The following is a 15,332-nucleotide window of genomic DNA, read 5'->3' on the forward strand; positions in this document are numbered from 1 at the left end:
CCGATGCCCGCAGAATCCCGTGCGCCCGCGCCGCCGCGCGCCCAGAGTCTCTCCGCCCGCACGTGGGTGACCGTCGTGGTGCTGGGCCTGGTGGGCCAGCTCGCCTGGACGGTCGAGAACATGTACCTCAACGTCTTCGTGTACGACACCATCACGGCCGACCCCACCGTCATCGCGACGCTGGTGGCGGCATCGGCCGTCGCGGCGACCCTCGCGACCATGCTGGTCGGCGCATGGTCGGACCGCGCGCGCACCCGCAGGCCGTTCATCGCCGTCGGGTACGTGCTGTGGGGGCTCACGACGGCGACCTTCGGGTTCGTGCAGCCGGCGGCGGGAGCGGATGCCGCACTCGCCGTGGGCACGGCGGTCGTCGCGATCGTCGCCCTGGACTGCGTCATGTCGTTCTTCGGCTCGGGCGCCAACGACGCGGCGTTCAACGCGTGGGTGACCGAGTCGACGGCGCCCTCCAACCGCGGCCGCGTCGACGGCGTGCTCGCGATCATGCCGCTCATCGGCATGCTGGTCGTCTTCGGCGCGCTCGACGGACTGACCCAGGCCGGCCGGTGGACGCTGTTCTTCGGCATCGTCGGGCTCGTCACCGCGGTCGTCGGCGTGATCGCCTGGTTCCTCGTGCGCGACCCCGAGCGCATCGAATCGGCGCAGGGCGCCTACCTCGCCTCGGTCGTGCACGGCCTGCGCCCGAGCAGCGTCCGCGCGAACCCGCGCCTGTACCTGCTGCTCCTGGCGTACGCCGTCGTGGGCACCAGCACGCAGGTGTTCATCCCGTACCTGATCATCTACATCCAGCGCTACCTGCGCATCGACGGCTACGCGATCGTGCTCGGCAGCGTCCTGATCCTCGCCTCGATCGCCAGCGTGCTGGGCGGCCGGGTCATCGACAGGGTCGGCAAGGTGCGGGCGATCCTCCCCTCCGTCGCGATCCTCGTGGTGGGGCTCGTCGCGATGTTCTTCGTGCGCGACATGCTCGCGGTGATCGTCGCGGGCACGGTGATGATGGCTGGCTTCATGCTGTCGATCGCGGCGATCTCGGCGAGCGTCCGCGACGCGACGCCGACCGACCGCGTCGGGATGGTGCAGGGTCTGCGCATGATCGCGGCCGTGCTGATCCCGATGGTCGCCGGTCCGTTCATCGGCGCGGCCGTGATCGTCGGAGCCGCCGAGACCTACGTCGACCTGGGCGTGGTCAAGCAGGTGCCGACGCCGTGGATCTTCCCGGCCGCGGCCGTCGTGGCCGTATTCGTGGTCGTCCCCGTCCTGCTGCTGCGCCGCCATGACCGACGGAGCGTGGATGCCGCCGCCCCGGCCGTCTCGGAGGCCAGGGCATGACGCTCCTCACGCCGTGGGCCGACACCCTCGACCCCGCAGCGCCGCTGCCCGAGTACCCCCGTCCGCAGCTCGTGCGAGGCGACTGGGCGAACCTCAACGGCCGCTGGGACTACGCCATCACGCCCCTGCAGGCCGACGGCCTCGACTCGCTCGCCGTCGATGACCCCGCTGCCCCGCCGGCCATCGACGACGGCCGCATCGTCGTGCCGTTCTCGCCCGAGACGGCGCTGTCGGGCGTCGGTCGCACCCTCCGGGCGGACCAGACGCTGTGGTACCGGCGCGCGTTCGCGCTGCCGCGTGCGCTCCGCGACGGCGAACGCGTCCTGCTGCACTTCGGCGCCGTCGACCAGTCCTGCCGCGTCGCCGTGGACGGCGTCGAGGTCGGTGCCCATACCGGCGGCTACCTGCCGTTCGCGTTCGACATCACCTCGGCGCTCGCCGCCGACGCGGGGGAGCACGAACTCGTCGTCGCGGTGCGGGATGTGACGGATGCCTCCTGGCTGTCGCGCGGCAAGCAGACGAGTCGCCCCGGCGGCATCTGGTACACGGCGCAGTCGGGCATCTGGCAGACGGTGTGGCTCGAGATCGTTCCTCGCATCGCGGTCGACCGCCTCGTGCTCACGCCCGACCTCGACGCGGGTGCCGTCGTGGTCGCCGTGCACAGCGACCATGCGGCCGGCACCGAGACCGCGCGGGTCGAGCTGCTCGAGGGCGGGCGGGTGGCGGCATCCACTGATCTTCTCGTCGGGGTGGCGACGGCGGTCGTGCTCGACGGGCCGGTGCGGGTGTGGAGCCCCGACGACCCCTTCCTGTACGACGTGCGGGTGACGCTCGGCGAGGACGTCGTCACGTCGTACGTCGGGATGCGGTCGTTCGGCGTCGGCGTGGACGACCAGGGCTTCACGCGGCTGCTGCTGAACGGGCAGCCGCACCTGCCGGTCGGCCTGCTCGACCAGGGGTACTGGCCCGACGGCGGGTACACCGCGGCGTCGGATGCAGCGCTGGAGTACGACATCCGCCTGGCGAAGCGCCTCGGGTTCACGATGCTGCGCAAGCACATCAAGGTCGAGCCGCTGCGCTGGTACCACCACTGCGACCGCCTCGGCATGCTCGTGTGGCAGGACGCCGTCAGCGGCGGCACCGCGTACAACCCCCTCGTCGTGTCGGCACCCGCCATCGCGTCGCCGACCCTCGACGACCGCCGGCACGCGCGGTTCGCGCGGGCCGACGAGGCGGGGCGCACTGCGTTCGAGCACGAGCTGCGCGACATGATCGAGCACCTGCGCAGCGTCACCTCGCTGTCGCTGTGGGTGCCGTTCAACGAGGGGTGGGGACAGTTCGACGCCGCACGCATCGCGGGCGTCGTTCGCGAGCTCGACCCCACACGGCCCGTCGACCACGCGAGCGGGTGGCACGACCAGGGGGCCGGCGACCTGCACAGCCTGCACGTCTACTTCCGTCCCGTGAAAGCGCCCCGCGGCGACGGGCGCGTGCTCGCGCTGACCGAGTACGGCGGCTACAGCCTCGCGGTGCCGCAGCACACGTGGAGCACGACGACGTTCGGCTACAAGAAGTTCCGCTCGCGCGACCACCTCGTCGCAGCGTTGGAGCGCCTGCACGACCGCGAGATCGCCCCGGCGATCGCGCGTGGGCTCGCCGCCACCGTCTACACGCAGCTCGCCGACGTCGAAGAGGAGGTCAACGGGCTCGTGACGTACGATCGGCGGTTCGTGAAGGTCCCCGAGGACGCGATGCGCGCGATCAACGACCGGCTGCGCGATGCCGCGGCTCCCGGCCCCGGGAAGGACCCCGCATGACCGAGCGCGAGCTCACCGCCCCCGTGTCGCTCACCCTGCCGAACGGAGGCGTGAACCCCGACGCGATCGGGTGGGCGCGGCAGCCGGTCGTCGACACCGCAGGTCTCGGGCGCGGGCTCGGCCGCAACAAGCGGTGGGAGTACTGGAACGTCACGACGCCGACCCACATCCTGGCGCTGACCGTGTCGTCCATCGACTACGCCGCCGTGCACGAGGTGTGGGTCTTCGACCGCGCGACCCAGCGCAGCTGGGGCAAGGGGGCGACGGTGATCCCGTCGCGCGGGGCCGAACTCCCCGCGAACGTGGAGAGCGGCCCGGCGCGCGCACGGGCCAAGGACCTCGAGATCGACATCACGCCCGCGCCTCGCGGCACGCGGCTGCGCGCCCGGATCCCCGGGGCCTCGTTCGACGTGTTCGCCGAGCTCCCCGACGGTCACGAGCGCCTCGCCGTCGTCGTGCCGTGGAGCAGCACCCGGTTCCAGTACACCGTGAAGGACGTCGCCCGTCCGGCCTCGGGCACCGTCACCGTGGACGGCGTCACGCACGAGGTCCCGGCGGGGCAGTCGTGGGCGGTGCTCGACCACGGCCGCGGGCGGTGGCCGTACGACATCGCCTGGAACTGGGGTGCCGGCTCCGGCGTCTCGCACGGTCGCACGATCGGCATCCAGGTCGGCGGTCGCTGGACCGAGGGCACCGGGTCCACCGAGAACGCCTTCTTCGTCGACGGCCGACTGCACAAGATCCACGATGAGCTCACGTGGGAGTACGACGTCGCCGAGTGGCGCAGGCCCTGGCAGGTCGCGGGCGGAGGGCTGACGGCATCCTTCACCCCGTTCTTCGACAAGACCGCCCGCACGCAGCTCGGGGTGATCTCGTCGCGCACCGATCAGTGCTTCGGGCACTGGGCCGGGACCTTCGCGATCCCGGGCGGCGAGACGGTCGCCTTCGACGGGATCCTGGGCTGGGCCGAAGAGGTCCACAACCGCTGGTGACGCGGGTCTAGTCTGAGCGCATGGATGCCGTCCAGGTGCGCGGACTGCAGGTCCGGCGCGGCAAGACCGAGGTGTTCGCCGGTCTCGATCTCGCCATTCCGCGCGGGCAGATCACGGGCCTGCTGGGCCCGTCCGGCTGCGGCAAGACGACGCTCATGCGCTCCATCGTCGGGGTCCAGAAGGTCGCCGGCGGCACAGTGGAGGTGCTGGGCGAGCCGGCGGGATCGCGAGCGCTGCGACACCGCGTCTCGTACGACACGCAGGCCGCGTCGGTCTACGGCGATCTCACCATCCGCCAGAACCTGCGCTACTTCGCCCGGCTGCTCGGCGCACCCCGCAGCGACATCGACCGGGTCATCGCGGAGGTCGGTCTCGCTGACCAGCGCGACCAGACCATCGACTCGCTCAGCGGCGGTCAGGAGTCCCGCGTGTCGCTCGCGGTCGCCATGCTCGGCACGCCCGAGCTGCTCGTGCTCGACGAGCCCACCGTGGGCCTGGATCCGCTGCTGCGGTCCGAGCTGTGGGACGTGTTCCGCGGCCTGTCGGACAAGGGCACGACGCTCATCGTGTCGAGCCACGTCATGGACGAGGCGCTGCGGTGCGACCGGCTCCTGCTGATGCGCACGGGCCGGATCATCGCCGACACGACTCCCGACGGACTCCTCGCGGACACCGGCACGACCGACCCGGATGCGGCCTTCCTGGAGCTCATCGCGCGCGACGCCCTTCGACAGGCTCAGGGACCGGACCGACAGGCTCAGGGACCGGATCGACAGGCTCAGGGACCGGATCGACAGGCTCAGGGACCGGAAACTCCGGCCGGTGAGCCTGTCGAACCGCATCCGCAGACGCGGCGGGAGGCGCGCGAGCACGCCCAGCATCCGGACCCGATGCCGCCCTCGGGGGAGGACGCGTCATGAACGGCGTGCGCACGTTCGCCACGGCCGGCCGGGTGCTCCGGCAGCTGAGCCACGACCCGCGCTCGATCGCCCTGATGCTCATCGCGCCGAGCCTGCTCGTGGGCCTGTTCGCCTGGCTGTTCAGCGATCAGGAGGGCGTCTTCGATCAGTTCGGCGGCCCCATCCTCGCGCTGTTCCCGTTCATCGTGATGTTCCTCATCACCTCGATCACGACGCTGCGCGAGCGGCGCTCGGGCACACTCGAGCGGCTCATGACCACGCCGATCGCCAAGGCGGACTTCATCCTCGGCTACGGGCTCGCGTTCGGGCTCATGGCCACGCTGCAGGCCGTGATCACCGTCACCTTCGCCGTGTGGGTGTGCGATCTCCAGGTGGACGGGGAACTGTGGCAGCTCGGGCTGGTGGCAGTGGTGGACGCCATCCTCGGCACGGCGCTCGGGCTGCTGGCGAGCGCGTTCGCCCGTACGGAGTTCCAGGCGGTGCAGTTCATGCCGCTGATCGTGTTCCCGCAGATCATCCTCGGCGGACTCTTCATGCCGCGCGAGGACATGCCCGATGCGCTGTACCAGATCTCGAAGATCCTGCCGCTGAGCTACGCGATCGACACCATCAACGCCGTCACCGCGGGTGACGAGGGGTGGGACGTGTTCGGGCCGCTCCTCGTCGTCGTGGCGTTCGCGGTCGGCGCGCTGATCCTCGCGTCGCTCACGCTGCGGCGGCGGACGCCGTAGAGCGCCCGGCCGAGGAGGTCCCTGGGCCTGTCGCGGTCCCTGAGCCTGTCGAAGGGCTCAGCAGCTGGGCTGCTTCTTGCGCAGCTTGGACGTGAGGTCGCGCAGCTGCGCGAGCTCGTCGTCGCTGAGCAGCGACATGCGTTCCGCGATGGAGCGGCCGTGGGCGCTCGCGATGCGGCGGAACATCGAGGCGCCGGCATCCGTCGCGTGAACCAGCGAACCGCGTCCGTCCTCGGGATCGGCGCACTTGGTGAGCAGCCCGCGCGCGACCATGCGATCGACGAGCCGCGACACGCTCGGCTGGCTGATGAGCATGTTGGCAGTGACGTCACGCAGTCGCGCCGTCAGATCGTCGGCGCGCGTGACCGTCAGCAGCACGTCGTACTCGGCCTGGCTGAGGGTGTCGTCGTCGAAGTCCTCGTTGATATCGCCGAACACCTCATGCTGGGCGCGGAACAGGCTCTCCCAGGCGTCGATGGCGAGGCGGCGGTCGGTCATATCGACAAGAGTAGGGCAGGGTGCGGACCGTAGGCTTGCGGCATGGCCTCTCACGCTGCGCGCGCGTCGCGCCCGCGCCTTCTCGGTGTCGTCGGCCTGCTGATCGCCCTGTTCGCCGGCGTGCTGCTGGCGGGCGCGGGAACCGTGCCGGCGCGCGCGGCTGTCGACGACTTCTCGTTCGAGAGTCTCGACGTCGAGTATCAGCTCGGTCGCGACGCCGACGGTGCGAGCACCCTCACCGTCGTCGAGACGTTCGTGGCCCTGTTCCCCGACATCGACCAGAACCACGGCATGCGACGGGCGGTCCCGGACTCGTACCAGGGGGCGCCGCTCGACCCCCGGCTGGTGTCGATCACGGATGAGAACGGTGCGCCCCGCGCATCCGAGACGGAGACCGAAGACGGCTTCTACTACATGACCTCGCGGGCGGACGGGTTCGTGCACGGCCGCCAGACGTACGTCTTCACGTACACGCTGCACAACGTCACGCGGTACTTCTCCGACACCGGAGTGGGCGAGTTCTACTGGGACGTCAACGGCACCGCGTGGCCGCAGTCGTTCGGTCGCATCACCGCGCACGTCACGATGACCGACGACGTGGATGCCGCCCGCACGGGGGCGACGGCCTGCTACGTCGGCAGCCAGGGCTCGACCGCCACCTGCCCCATCTCGGACTCGGGCGACGGGGTCGAGGCATCCGCCACGGACGTGGGGCCGTATCAGACGGTCACGATCGCGATCGGGTTCACGGCCGGAACGTTCACGCCGTTCGACGCGTCCTACCTGGCCTCACCGTGGGGGTGGCTGCAGGGCATCGTGGCGCTGGTCGGCCTGGGCGGCTCGTTCGTGGCCGCGCTCGTCGCGCGCCGCCGGTTCCTGCGCGATGCGCCGGGGCGTCCCGTGATCATCGCGGAGTACACGCCGCCGCCCGGGCTGGACGCGATGCAGAGCGCCGTGCTGCTCGGCCGGACGACCAAGGCCGTGCCGGCCGAGGTGCTCGAGCAGGCGATCGTGGGCAGCATCCGCATCGAGGAGGGCTCGCACAAGCTGTTCGGCGGCGTCAGGCTCAAGGCCGTGCTGCAGGATCCGACGCTCTCCGACGCCGACGGGCGGATGCTGCTGCCCGGCCTGTTCCCGTCGGGGGTGCCGGGCGAGGAGTTCGAGTTCGGCGGCACCGACACGAGGTTCTCGAAGACCGCGCAGGCCTTGCTCAAAGCGGCGGCCGACGACCTGAAGGCGCGGGGGTTCCGCCGTGTCGTGCCCGGTGGGGCGAAGGCGTGGCCGATCGTCGTCGCGTGGCTGTCGGCGGCGCTCGTGATCGTGTTCGGGGTCATCGCCCTGGTCTCGTTCGTGACCCCGCTGGTGCCGCTCCTGCTGTTCATCGGCGGGCTGGGAGTGGCGTTCACCGTGACCTTCATGGTGGCGAGGGATCCTCTCACCGCCGCGGGGGCCGAGGCCCGCGATCATCTGCGGGGACTCAAGGAGTTCATCGAGTGGGCGGAGGCCGACCGCATCCGCATGCTGCAGTCGCCGCAGGGCGCCGAGCGCGTGCCCGTCGATCTCACCGACCCGACGGTGAAGCTCAAGCTGTACGAGGCACTGCTGCCGTATGCGGTCGTCTTCGGCCAGGAGAAGCAGTGGGCCGAGGAGCTCGCCGTCCTCTACGGCGACCGTGGGAACCCCGGCTGGTACGTGGGCTCGACGGCGTTCAACGCCGCGGCGTTCTCCTCGGGCATCTCCAGCCTGTCGGCGTCGGCCGGGTCGTCGTCCTCGTCGGGCGGCTCGTCCGGCGGCGGCTCGGCGGGCGGCGGCGGTGGCGGCGGTGGCGGCGGCGGGGTCTGACGCATGGGCCTGCATCACGTGGAGTTGTGGATCGCCGACCTCGACCTCGTTCGCGACGACTGGGCGTGGCTGCTCGGCCGCGTCGGCCTCACGCGTCTGAGCGCGTGGCCGGGCGGTGAGACGTGGGGTGACGGCGGCGCGTACCTGACCCTCACCGGGTCGCCCAACCTGTCGCCCGACGGCCACGACCGGCGCCGCCCGGGCGTCAATCACCTCGCGTTCTGGGCGGGTGATCGTGCCACGGTGGATGCCGTCATGGCCGATGCTCGCGCGCACGGCTGGAGCCCGCTGTACCACGACCGGTATCCGCACGCCGGCGGTCCCGACCACTACGCCGGCTGGCTCGAGAACGCCTCCGGGTTCAAGGTGGAGGTCGTCGCAGCGGAGGAGTGAGCGTTCAGGATGCCGGGCGCCCGGCATCCCTCGCGGCTCCGTTGCGCGGGCAAGAGTAAGGGCCGGTCGGAGAGGCTACCGACCGGCCCTTGTCCCTTGCACCAAGAGTGTCCTGCAATCACATGCCGGTAGCTGCCACAGCAAAACAACTACCGTGCAAGCACTCTATAACGGCCAGATAACGACAGCAAGGGTTTCCCGTTATCTTTTTGTGATTCATCTGCTGTGAGTCCGATAGGCGTCCGCTGCGAGCTCCGTCATGCGTCGGCTGATCGTGCAAGGGCGTTCCAGACGCCCGTCAGTGGTCGTGATGACCCTGTTCGTGAGCGTCGTCGTGCGCGTCGTCGAGGAGCATCCCGACCGACGTCGCACACGCGTCGCCACGCCACGCCTCGATGCCCTCGCGGATCGCGAACACCGCGATGACGAGGCCGGCGAACGCGTCCGCCCACCACCACCCGAACAGGCTGTTGAGCGCGAGGCCGAGGAGCACCGAGGCCGAAAGGTAGGCGCAGATGAGCGTCTGCGCCGAGTCGGCGACGGCAGTCGCAGATCCGAGCTCGCGGCCGGCGCGGCGCTCGGCGAGCGACAGGAAGGGCATGATCACGACGCTGAGCGCCGTGATGGCGATGCCGAGCGGGGAGTGCTCGACCTCGACGCGTCCGGTCAGCGCGAGGACCGAACTCACGGTGACGTACGCGGCGAGTGCGAAGAACGCGACCGCGATGACGCGCAGCGTCGCCTTCTCCCACCGCTCGGGCTCGCGGCGCGTGAACTGCCACGCGACCGCGGCCGCGGAGAGGACCTCGATCGCGGAGTCGAGGCCGAACCCGATGAGCGCCGCCGACGACGCGGTCGCCCCGGCGGCGATCGCGATGACGCCCTCGATCAGGTTGTACGTGATCGTCGCGGCGACGATCCACCGGACGCGCCGCTGCAGGACGCGGCGCCGGTCGTCGGCGAGACGGGGCCCGGCGGTGGTCATGCGCAGGTGCAGGACTCGCCGGCGCAGCAGCCGGGCTCGACGTAGAGGACGACGCGCAGCAGCTCGTCCAGCGCAGGCGCCAGGTGCGGGTCGGCCAGCCGGTACCAGGTCCGGCGACCATCGGGCACGGCCTCCACGAGGCCGCAGCCGCGGAGGCACGCGAGCTGATTCGACATGACCTGGCGGGATACCCCCAGGGCGTCCGCGAGATCGGACGGATACGCCGGCGCCTCGCGCAGTGCCAGGAGCACGCCCGTCCGGGTGGGATCCGACAGGGCGTGGCCCAGGCGGGCGAGCGCCGCGGTGTGCGTCGCGGTCGCGGTGGCGGTGGCTGTCGACATGCGGCAATAGTACAGGGATCCCTGAATTAAGGGAACGATGTACTGCGTCGTCATGGTGGCACCTCAGGCGGCGCCCGCCGCCAGCCGGAACCCCACGCCGATCGCCGCCAGATCCGCCTCGTACGCACCGTGGCGGCGGGCGCACCGGGCGAGGTCGCGGTCGTGGCGGAAGGCGCCGCCACGCGTGATGTGCGGGTCGAACGCCCAGTCCTCCACGGCGGGCACGTCGGCCGGCGCCCCGGGGTAGGGCGCGTAGCGCGTCGAGGTCCACTCGTCGGCGTTGCCGGCCATGTCGAGCACGCCGAACGGGCTCGCGCCGTCGGGGAAGGAGCCGACCGTTGTGGTCGTGCCGATGCCCAGGTCGTGCAGGTTCGCGAGCCCGATGCGATACTCGCGGCCCCACGGGAACTCGCGGTCATCGTCGCCGCGCGCCGCGCGCTCCCACTCGTCCTCCGTCGGCAGCCGGACCCCCACCCCGAGCCTCGTGCCGATCCAGTCGCAGTAGGCCGCCGCGTCCGCCCAGGCCACGCCGATGACCGGATGGTCGGCGCGGGTCGGTGCGGCTGTGACGGGGCGTCCCGTCGCTGTCGCGAACGCCGCCCACTGCGCCACCGTCACCGGGGTGCGGGCGATGCGGAACGCCGGCACGCGCACGTCGGCGCGCGGCGCCTCCTTGCGGAACCACTGGGGCAGCGCCCCGGTGTCGGCGTAGCGTTCGGCCACGCTCTCAAGGTCCGCGATGGGGGTCCCGCGCCGCACGACCCCCTCGGGGATCTCGACCCAGTCGACCTCGGCCGGCGGCATCCACTCTCCGCCGACGGCGTCGCTCACCGGAAGCGCCCGAGGTGGATGCCGGCGAACGCGAGGGCGGCGATGGTCTCGCCGTCGGTGATCTCGCCGGCGCCGATGAGCGCCAGCGCCTCGGCGAACGGCACCCAGCGGACGTCGTCGATGCCCTCCTCGTGCTGCGAGCCCGCGGCGTCGGACACGCGCCGCAGGTCGCGCGCGAGGAACACGTGCTCGGGGGCGTCGGCGAGGCCGTTCAGCGCATCCATGCGGCCGATCTCGGTCCACTCGGCCGCGGCGTAGCCGGTCTCCTCCTCGAGCTCGCGCCGCGCGGCGATCAGCGCGTCCTCGCCGTCCGAGCCGCCGGCAGGCACTTCCAGCGACGTGCGCCCGGTGGCGTAGCGATACAGCGAGACGAGGCACACGCGGTCCTCGGGGTCGAGCGCGACGACGAAGACGGCGGGATGCCGCATCTCGACGACGCCGTAGATGCCCGCGCCGTCGGGGCCGATGACGTCGTCCTCGCGCACCCGGATCCAGCGGTTCTCGTACACGGTGCGGGAGGCGAGCGTCTGCCAGATCATGACGCCACACTATGGCCCGCGATTTGATATCGGGCGGATGCCCGGGTACCGTCGCGGCATGGACATCCGCTGGTATGCGTATCGGAGTGGCTCTGGAGGGGCCGACCGCCGATAAGCGCTATCGCGCCTCCAGAGCCACTGGCAGACACTCGTTTCGAGGGTCTGCCTTCGTCGTTAACACGGCGGTGGCCTGGTCCCGGGCTCCGCCGGGAACAGGAATCCGTCATGAACGCCACCCACGACCTGCGCGTCGCCTCCTTCACCCCGTTGCCCTCGCCCGCCGAGCTGCGACGCGAGCTCCCGATGACCGCCGCGCACGAGACGGCCGTCACCGACGCCCGTGCCGAGGTCGAGGCGGTGCTGCGCGGCGACGACGATCGGCTCCTCGTCGTCGTCGGCCCGTGCTCGGTGCACGACCCCGTGGCGGCCGTGGACTACGCGCGCCGGCTCGCCGTCGTCGCCGAGCAGCACCGCGACGACCTGCTCGTCGTGATGCGCGTCTACTTCGAGAAGCCGCGATCGACGGGTGGCTGGAAGGGGCTCATCAACGACCCGGGCCTGGACGGCACCCACGATGTCGTGCGGGGGCTGCGGGTCGCCCGTCGCCTGCTGCTGGACGTCCTCGACCTCGGCCTGCCGATCGGCTGCGAGTTCCTGGAGCCCATCAGCCCGCAGTTCATCGCCGACGCCGTCGCGTGGGGCGCGATCGGCGCGCGCACCACCGAGAGCCAGATCCACCGGCAGCTGGCCTCCGGGCTCTCGATGCCCATCGGCTTCAAGAACGCCACCGACGGCGACGTGCAGATCGCGATCGACGGCTGCACGGTGGCGTCCCAGCGGCACGTCTTCTTCGGCACCGACGACTCCGGCGCGGCGGCCGTCGTCTCGACGACGGGCAATCGCGCCGCCCACGTCGTGCTGCGCGGCGGCCGCGGCGGCCCGAACTACGCCCCCGCCGACCTGGACCTCGCGGCCGGACTGCTCGAGCGCGCCGGCATGCCGCGCCGGCTCGTGGTCGACGCCAGCCACGCCAACAGCGGCAAGGACCACGTGCGCCAGGCCGAGGTCGTGCGCGAGCTCGCCGGTCAGATCGCCGGCACCGACGACATCGCCGGCGTCATGATCGAGAGCTTCCTCGTGGGCGGCAGCCAGAAGCTCACCGCCGACACCCGCGACAGCCTCGTGTACGGCCAGTCCGTCACCGACGCGTGCATCGACTGGGACACCACCCAGGTCCTCCTCGGCGACCTCGCCGACGCCGCGCGCCAGCGGCGCCTTCAGCTCGCCGCCGTCGCGTGAGGAGAGTGGATGCCGTCACCTCGGGCGGTCGCGGCGCGCAGGGTGGCGGCATCCGTTCGTTCGGCGCCGGCGCCACGGCGCTAGCATCGTCCGGACGACGACAGCGACTGCCGCCGGACGCGAGAGACGAGGTATCGATGGCCAGCTGCGGGCGAATGGCGCTCACGCCGAGCGCGGGCGGCGGGACCACCCGATGACGTCGTGGGAGGACCGCGTCGCGGCGTTCTGGGACGCGGCCGACGACGCCGACCCCGCCGTCGTCGACCGCATGCGGGCGCTGGTCGATGAACGCCCGCCCGCTGATCCCGTGGCGCTGTTCGAATGGGCCTCGGTGCTCGACTTCGTCGGGCGCGAGCACGAGGCGGTCCCCGCGTACGAAGCGGCGCTCGCCGCGGGCCTGGACGGAGAACGGATGCCGCAGGCCGTCGTGCAGCTCGCCAGCTCGCTGCGCAACATCGGCCGGCCCGACGAGGGTGCGGCGCTCCTGCGCGACCTCGGCGACGGGACCGTCGCGGGGGCGGCGGTGCAGGCGTTCCTCGCGCTGTGCCTGCGCGATGCGGGGCATCCCGACGAGGCTCTCGCGGTCGCGCTGCGGGCTCTCGCCCCGACGCTGCCGCTGTACCGCCGGTCGGTCGCCGCGTACGCCGACGAACTGGACGGTCACGACACCGCGTGACGCCGTGCGGCGGCGGTGACGGGGTGCGGCATCCCGCACCGACTGTTACGGACGACCTCCTGGCAGGACCGCGCCGGGAGGCCTTCGTAACCCGGCCGCATCGTGGCCCTAGGTTGGCGGCATGGAGATCGAGGACGTCTGGCCGCTGTTCGCCCTCCGGCTGGAGACGCCGCGCCTCATGCTGCGCCCGATCCGCGACGAGGACCTGCCGGGGCTCGTCGAGGCGGCGCTGCGGGGAGTGCACGAGCCGGAGCGCATGCCGTTCGGGGTGCCGTGGACGGACTGGGAGCCCGCGCGGCTGACGCGGTCGATGGCGCAGTTCCACTGGAGCCTGCGCGCGAACGCCACGCTCGAGAACTGGGGCGTCAGCTTCACCGTCGTGCACGAGGGCGTGCCCGTCGGCATCCAGGAGATGCACGCGCGCAACTTCGCCGGCCGCCGCACGATCGACACGGCGTCGTGGCTGACCGCTGACCTTCATGGCCGCGGTCTCGGCAAGGAGATGCGCGCCGCCCTGCTGCTGTTCGGCTTCGACCACCTCGGCGCGCAGTGGGCGGAGTCCAGCGCGGCGTCGTGGAACGAGGCCTCCCTCGGCGTCTCGCAGAGCCTCGGCTACGAGCGCAACGGACTCTCGCGCGCCGAGCCGCGTCCCGGCGAGCCGGTCGACGAGATCCGGGTGCGGGTGTCGGCCGAGCAGTTCCGCCGGCCGGAGTGGTCGCTCGCCGTCACGGGCGCCGAGCGTGCGCGCGAGCACCTCCTCGGCCCGGCCTGAGTTCGGACCCGGGATGCCGGGCCTCCGGCATCTCCTCAGTCCGAGGTGTCGGGCGGGTCGTCGTGGCGGGCGCGGCGCAGCGGCGAGACCAGCACGATCACCGCAGCCACGGCGAAGATCGCGGCTGCGATCGCGAGCGCCGGCTGAAAGCCGAGGAACGTCATGAGCACGCCGGCGAGGAGCGCGCCGAAGAAGAACACGACACGGTTCACGGTGCGGATGGTCGAGTTCATGCGCCCCTGGATGCCGTCGGGGGCGACCGACTGGCGGTAGGCGATGTCGTTCGCGTCCTCGATCCCCATCGACAGGCCGTATACGAACTGAGCGGCCGCGACGACGGTCAGCACGACGCCGACGCCGCTGCCGGCGGTCAGCGGAGCCACCGCCAGCCCGACCCACGGCACCACCACCAGCGCCCGGCCGAGCAGGATCGCCCTCCCCGCGCCGAGTCGCGCGCCGACGGCCGGTGCGATGACGGCGCCCGAGAAGCCGCCCAGGGCTCCGCACGCGAGGGCGATGCCGAACGCCCACGGCGGCAGGTCGAGCTCGCGCAGCACGAACACCGCGAACACGGTCGCCACGATGCTGTTGCCGAGGAACCAGGTGTGCACCGACAGGGCGAGCGGCCGGAGGGTGCGGTGGCCGTACGTGTACCGCATGCCGTCGGCGATCTCGTGGCCGACGTGCCGGCCCGGCGCTCGAGGCCCCGGCCGCGGCTCGGCGACGGCGATGCGCCACTGCAGCAGTGCGGCGATTGCGTTGATGACGGCGTCGAACGCGAACAGCAGCGGTGCTCCGACGAGGTTCAGCAGCGCGCCGCCGAGCGCGGGACCGGCCGTCTCGGCGACCGTCTGGCTCTGGCCGAGGCGGGCGTTGGCCATGACGAGCGCGTCGCGAGGCACGATGCGGGGGAGGAGCGGCTGTGCGGCGGAGTCCGCGAACAGCGTCAGCACGCCGAGCGCCAGCACCACGGCGGCGAGGGACCAGAACCCGAGGGTCCCGGTGAGCAGCAGCACCGGGATGACGGCCAGCACGGCGGCGCGCCCGACACTCGTGAGCACGAGCGTGCGCTGCCGGCGCCAGCGGTCCATCAGCGCACCGATCACGAGTCCGAAGAAGAGGTACGGCACGACGCCGAGCGCGCTCAGTACGCTGATCTGCACGGGTGTCGCGTCGATCACCGAGACGATGAGCACCTGGAACGCGACTCCCGCGACGCTGCCCCCGAACGCGCGCAGCGTGGCGGCGCTCCAGAACAGCGCGAAGGCCGGCAGACGCAGCACCTCCCGCGTGATCCGAACCTCCTCGTCAGGCACGGCTCCAGGCTATCGGCGGGTCTTCCCGGGCTC

The 15,332-nt window shown here is 71.7% G+C and carries 16 protein-coding genes; 10 read left to right on the forward strand and 6 right to left on the reverse strand.

Annotation, left to right across the window (positions count from 1 at the left end):
* Positions 1-3 precede the first annotated feature (3 nt).
* The 5 genes from ACFWJ8_RS16490 to ACFWJ8_RS16510 are packed head-to-tail and all read left to right on the forward strand — an operon-like array spanning position 4 to position 5,807.
* Positions 4-1,347: an MFS transporter gene (locus ACFWJ8_RS16490; RefSeq protein ID WP_378813556.1), complete on the forward strand. Its 1,344-nt coding sequence runs from the start codon at positions 4-6 to the stop codon at positions 1,345-1,347.
* Positions 1,344-3,164 (forward strand): glycoside hydrolase family 2 protein, encoded by a 1,821-nt coding sequence (locus ACFWJ8_RS16495; RefSeq protein ID WP_378813558.1) that lies wholly within the window; start codon positions 1,344-1,346, stop codon positions 3,162-3,164. The genes ACFWJ8_RS16490 and ACFWJ8_RS16495 overlap by 4 nt, the downstream gene beginning before the upstream one ends.
* Entirely contained in the window at positions 3,161-4,156 is a 996-nt protein-coding gene (locus ACFWJ8_RS16500) for a DUF2804 domain-containing protein (protein ID WP_378813559.1), read from the forward strand. The genes ACFWJ8_RS16495 and ACFWJ8_RS16500 overlap by 4 nt, the downstream gene beginning before the upstream one ends.
* 20 nt (positions 4,157-4,176) lie before the next feature.
* A complete protein-coding gene (locus ACFWJ8_RS16505) occupies positions 4,177-5,076 on the forward strand; it encodes an ABC transporter ATP-binding protein (RefSeq protein WP_378813560.1) in 900 nt (299 codons plus the stop codon).
* Entirely contained in the window at positions 5,073-5,807 is a 735-nt protein-coding gene (locus ACFWJ8_RS16510; protein WP_378813562.1) for an ABC transporter permease, read from the forward strand. The genes ACFWJ8_RS16505 and ACFWJ8_RS16510 overlap by 4 nt, the downstream gene beginning before the upstream one ends.
* 57 nt (positions 5,808-5,864) lie before the next feature.
* Here the strand turns inward: ACFWJ8_RS16510 and ACFWJ8_RS16515 are convergent, their stop codons facing one another.
* Positions 5,865-6,305, reverse strand: a complete 441-nt coding sequence (locus ACFWJ8_RS16515; RefSeq protein ID WP_378813564.1) for a MarR family winged helix-turn-helix transcriptional regulator — start codon at positions 6,303-6,305, stop codon at positions 5,865-5,867.
* Between the two features lie 42 nt (positions 6,306-6,347).
* Here ACFWJ8_RS16515 and ACFWJ8_RS16520 point away from each other — a divergent pair, with 42 nt between their 5' ends.
* Both ACFWJ8_RS16520 and ACFWJ8_RS16525 read left to right on the forward strand, forming a co-directional pair.
* Positions 6,348-8,147: a DUF2207 domain-containing protein gene (locus ACFWJ8_RS16520; protein WP_378813566.1), complete on the forward strand. Its 1,800-nt coding sequence runs from the start codon at positions 6,348-6,350 to the stop codon at positions 8,145-8,147.
* A gap of 3 nt (positions 8,148-8,150) precedes the next feature.
* Positions 8,151-8,540, forward strand: a complete 390-nt coding sequence (locus tag ACFWJ8_RS16525) for a VOC family protein (protein ID WP_378813568.1) — start codon at positions 8,151-8,153, stop codon at positions 8,538-8,540.
* A 298-nt stretch (positions 8,541-8,838) separates the two neighbouring features.
* Here ACFWJ8_RS16525 and ACFWJ8_RS16530 read toward each other — a convergent pair whose 3' ends face one another.
* From ACFWJ8_RS16530 to ACFWJ8_RS16545, 4 genes are all read right to left on the reverse strand, one after another.
* Positions 8,839-9,525: a cation diffusion facilitator family transporter gene (locus tag ACFWJ8_RS16530; RefSeq protein WP_378813570.1), complete on the reverse strand. Its 687-nt coding sequence runs from the start codon at positions 9,523-9,525 to the stop codon at positions 8,839-8,841.
* Positions 9,522-9,866, reverse strand: a complete 345-nt coding sequence (locus tag ACFWJ8_RS16535) for an ArsR/SmtB family transcription factor (protein WP_378813572.1) — start codon at positions 9,864-9,866, stop codon at positions 9,522-9,524. Before ACFWJ8_RS16535 ends, ACFWJ8_RS16530 begins: the two co-directional genes overlap by 4 nt.
* 63 nt (positions 9,867-9,929) lie before the next feature.
* Positions 9,930-10,697, reverse strand: a complete 768-nt coding sequence (locus ACFWJ8_RS16540) for a formylglycine-generating enzyme family protein (RefSeq protein WP_378813573.1) — start codon at positions 10,695-10,697, stop codon at positions 9,930-9,932.
* Positions 10,694-11,236, reverse strand: coding sequence for an NUDIX domain-containing protein (locus ACFWJ8_RS16545; protein ID WP_378813575.1), 543 nt, complete (start codon positions 11,234-11,236; stop codon positions 10,694-10,696). Before ACFWJ8_RS16545 ends, ACFWJ8_RS16540 begins: the two co-directional genes overlap by 4 nt.
* 225 nt (positions 11,237-11,461) lie before the next feature.
* Here ACFWJ8_RS16545 and ACFWJ8_RS16550 point away from each other — a divergent pair, with 225 nt between their 5' ends.
* From ACFWJ8_RS16550 to ACFWJ8_RS16560, 3 genes are all read left to right on the forward strand, one after another.
* On the forward strand, positions 11,462-12,535 hold the full coding sequence (locus tag ACFWJ8_RS16550; protein WP_378813577.1) for a 3-deoxy-7-phosphoheptulonate synthase: 1,074 nt from the start codon (positions 11,462-11,464) through the stop codon (positions 12,533-12,535).
* A gap of 193 nt (positions 12,536-12,728) precedes the next feature.
* A complete protein-coding gene (locus ACFWJ8_RS16555) occupies positions 12,729-13,211 on the forward strand; it encodes a tetratricopeptide repeat protein (protein WP_378813579.1) in 483 nt (160 codons plus the stop codon).
* Positions 13,212-13,332: 121 nt separating this feature from the next.
* Positions 13,333-13,983 (forward strand): GNAT family N-acetyltransferase, encoded by a 651-nt coding sequence (locus tag ACFWJ8_RS16560; RefSeq protein ID WP_378813581.1) that lies wholly within the window; start codon positions 13,333-13,335, stop codon positions 13,981-13,983.
* 35 nt (positions 13,984-14,018) lie between these two features.
* On the opposite strand, the gene ACFWJ8_RS16565 is transcribed toward ACFWJ8_RS16560, so the two are convergent.
* Positions 14,019-15,299 carry an MFS transporter gene (locus tag ACFWJ8_RS16565; RefSeq protein ID WP_378813583.1) on the reverse strand — a complete coding sequence of 427 codons (1,281 nt, stop codon included), beginning with the start codon at positions 15,297-15,299 and terminating at the stop codon, positions 14,019-14,021.
* Positions 15,300-15,332 lie beyond the last annotated feature (33 nt).

Origin of the sequence: Microbacterium sp. NPDC058389, from assembly GCF_042722305.1 — a bacterium.
Lineage (GTDB): Bacteria > Actinomycetota > Actinomycetes > Actinomycetales > Microbacteriaceae > Microbacterium.

Bases quoted from the DNA above. Each gene is read 5' to 3' on its own strand.
- ACFWJ8_RS16505 (WP_378813560.1), top strand. From the start codon at position 4,177: ATGGATGCCGTCCAGGTGCGCGGACTGCAGGTCCGGCGCGGCAAGACC.
- ACFWJ8_RS16545 (WP_378813575.1), bottom strand. From the start codon at position 11,236: ATGATCTGGCAGACGCTCGCCTCCCGCACCGTGTACGAGAACCGCTGG.
- ACFWJ8_RS16530 (WP_378813570.1), bottom strand. From the start codon at position 9,525: ATGACCACCGCCGGGCCCCGTCTCGCCGACGACCGGCGCCGCGTCCTG.
- ACFWJ8_RS16535 (WP_378813572.1), bottom strand. From the start codon at position 9,866: ATGTCGACAGCCACCGCCACCGCGACCGCGACGCACACCGCGGCGCTC.
- ACFWJ8_RS16555 (WP_378813579.1), top strand. From the start codon at position 12,729: ATGACGTCGTGGGAGGACCGCGTCGCGGCGTTCTGGGACGCGGCCGAC.
- ACFWJ8_RS16500 (WP_378813559.1), top strand. From the start codon at position 3,161: ATGACCGAGCGCGAGCTCACCGCCCCCGTGTCGCTCACCCTGCCGAAC.
- ACFWJ8_RS16550 (WP_378813577.1), top strand. From the start codon at position 11,462: ATGAACGCCACCCACGACCTGCGCGTCGCCTCCTTCACCCCGTTGCCC.
- ACFWJ8_RS16560 (WP_378813581.1), top strand. From the start codon at position 13,333: ATGGAGATCGAGGACGTCTGGCCGCTGTTCGCCCTCCGGCTGGAGACG.
- ACFWJ8_RS16510 (WP_378813562.1), top strand. From the start codon at position 5,073: ATGAACGGCGTGCGCACGTTCGCCACGGCCGGCCGGGTGCTCCGGCAG.
- ACFWJ8_RS16515 (WP_378813564.1), bottom strand. From the start codon at position 6,305: ATGACCGACCGCCGCCTCGCCATCGACGCCTGGGAGAGCCTGTTCCGC.
- ACFWJ8_RS16525 (WP_378813568.1), top strand. From the start codon at position 8,151: ATGGGCCTGCATCACGTGGAGTTGTGGATCGCCGACCTCGACCTCGTT.
- ACFWJ8_RS16490 (WP_378813556.1), top strand. From the start codon at position 4: ATGCCCGCAGAATCCCGTGCGCCCGCGCCGCCGCGCGCCCAGAGTCTC.
- ACFWJ8_RS16520 (WP_378813566.1), top strand. From the start codon at position 6,348: ATGGCCTCTCACGCTGCGCGCGCGTCGCGCCCGCGCCTTCTCGGTGTC.
- ACFWJ8_RS16495 (WP_378813558.1), top strand. From the start codon at position 1,344: ATGACGCTCCTCACGCCGTGGGCCGACACCCTCGACCCCGCAGCGCCG.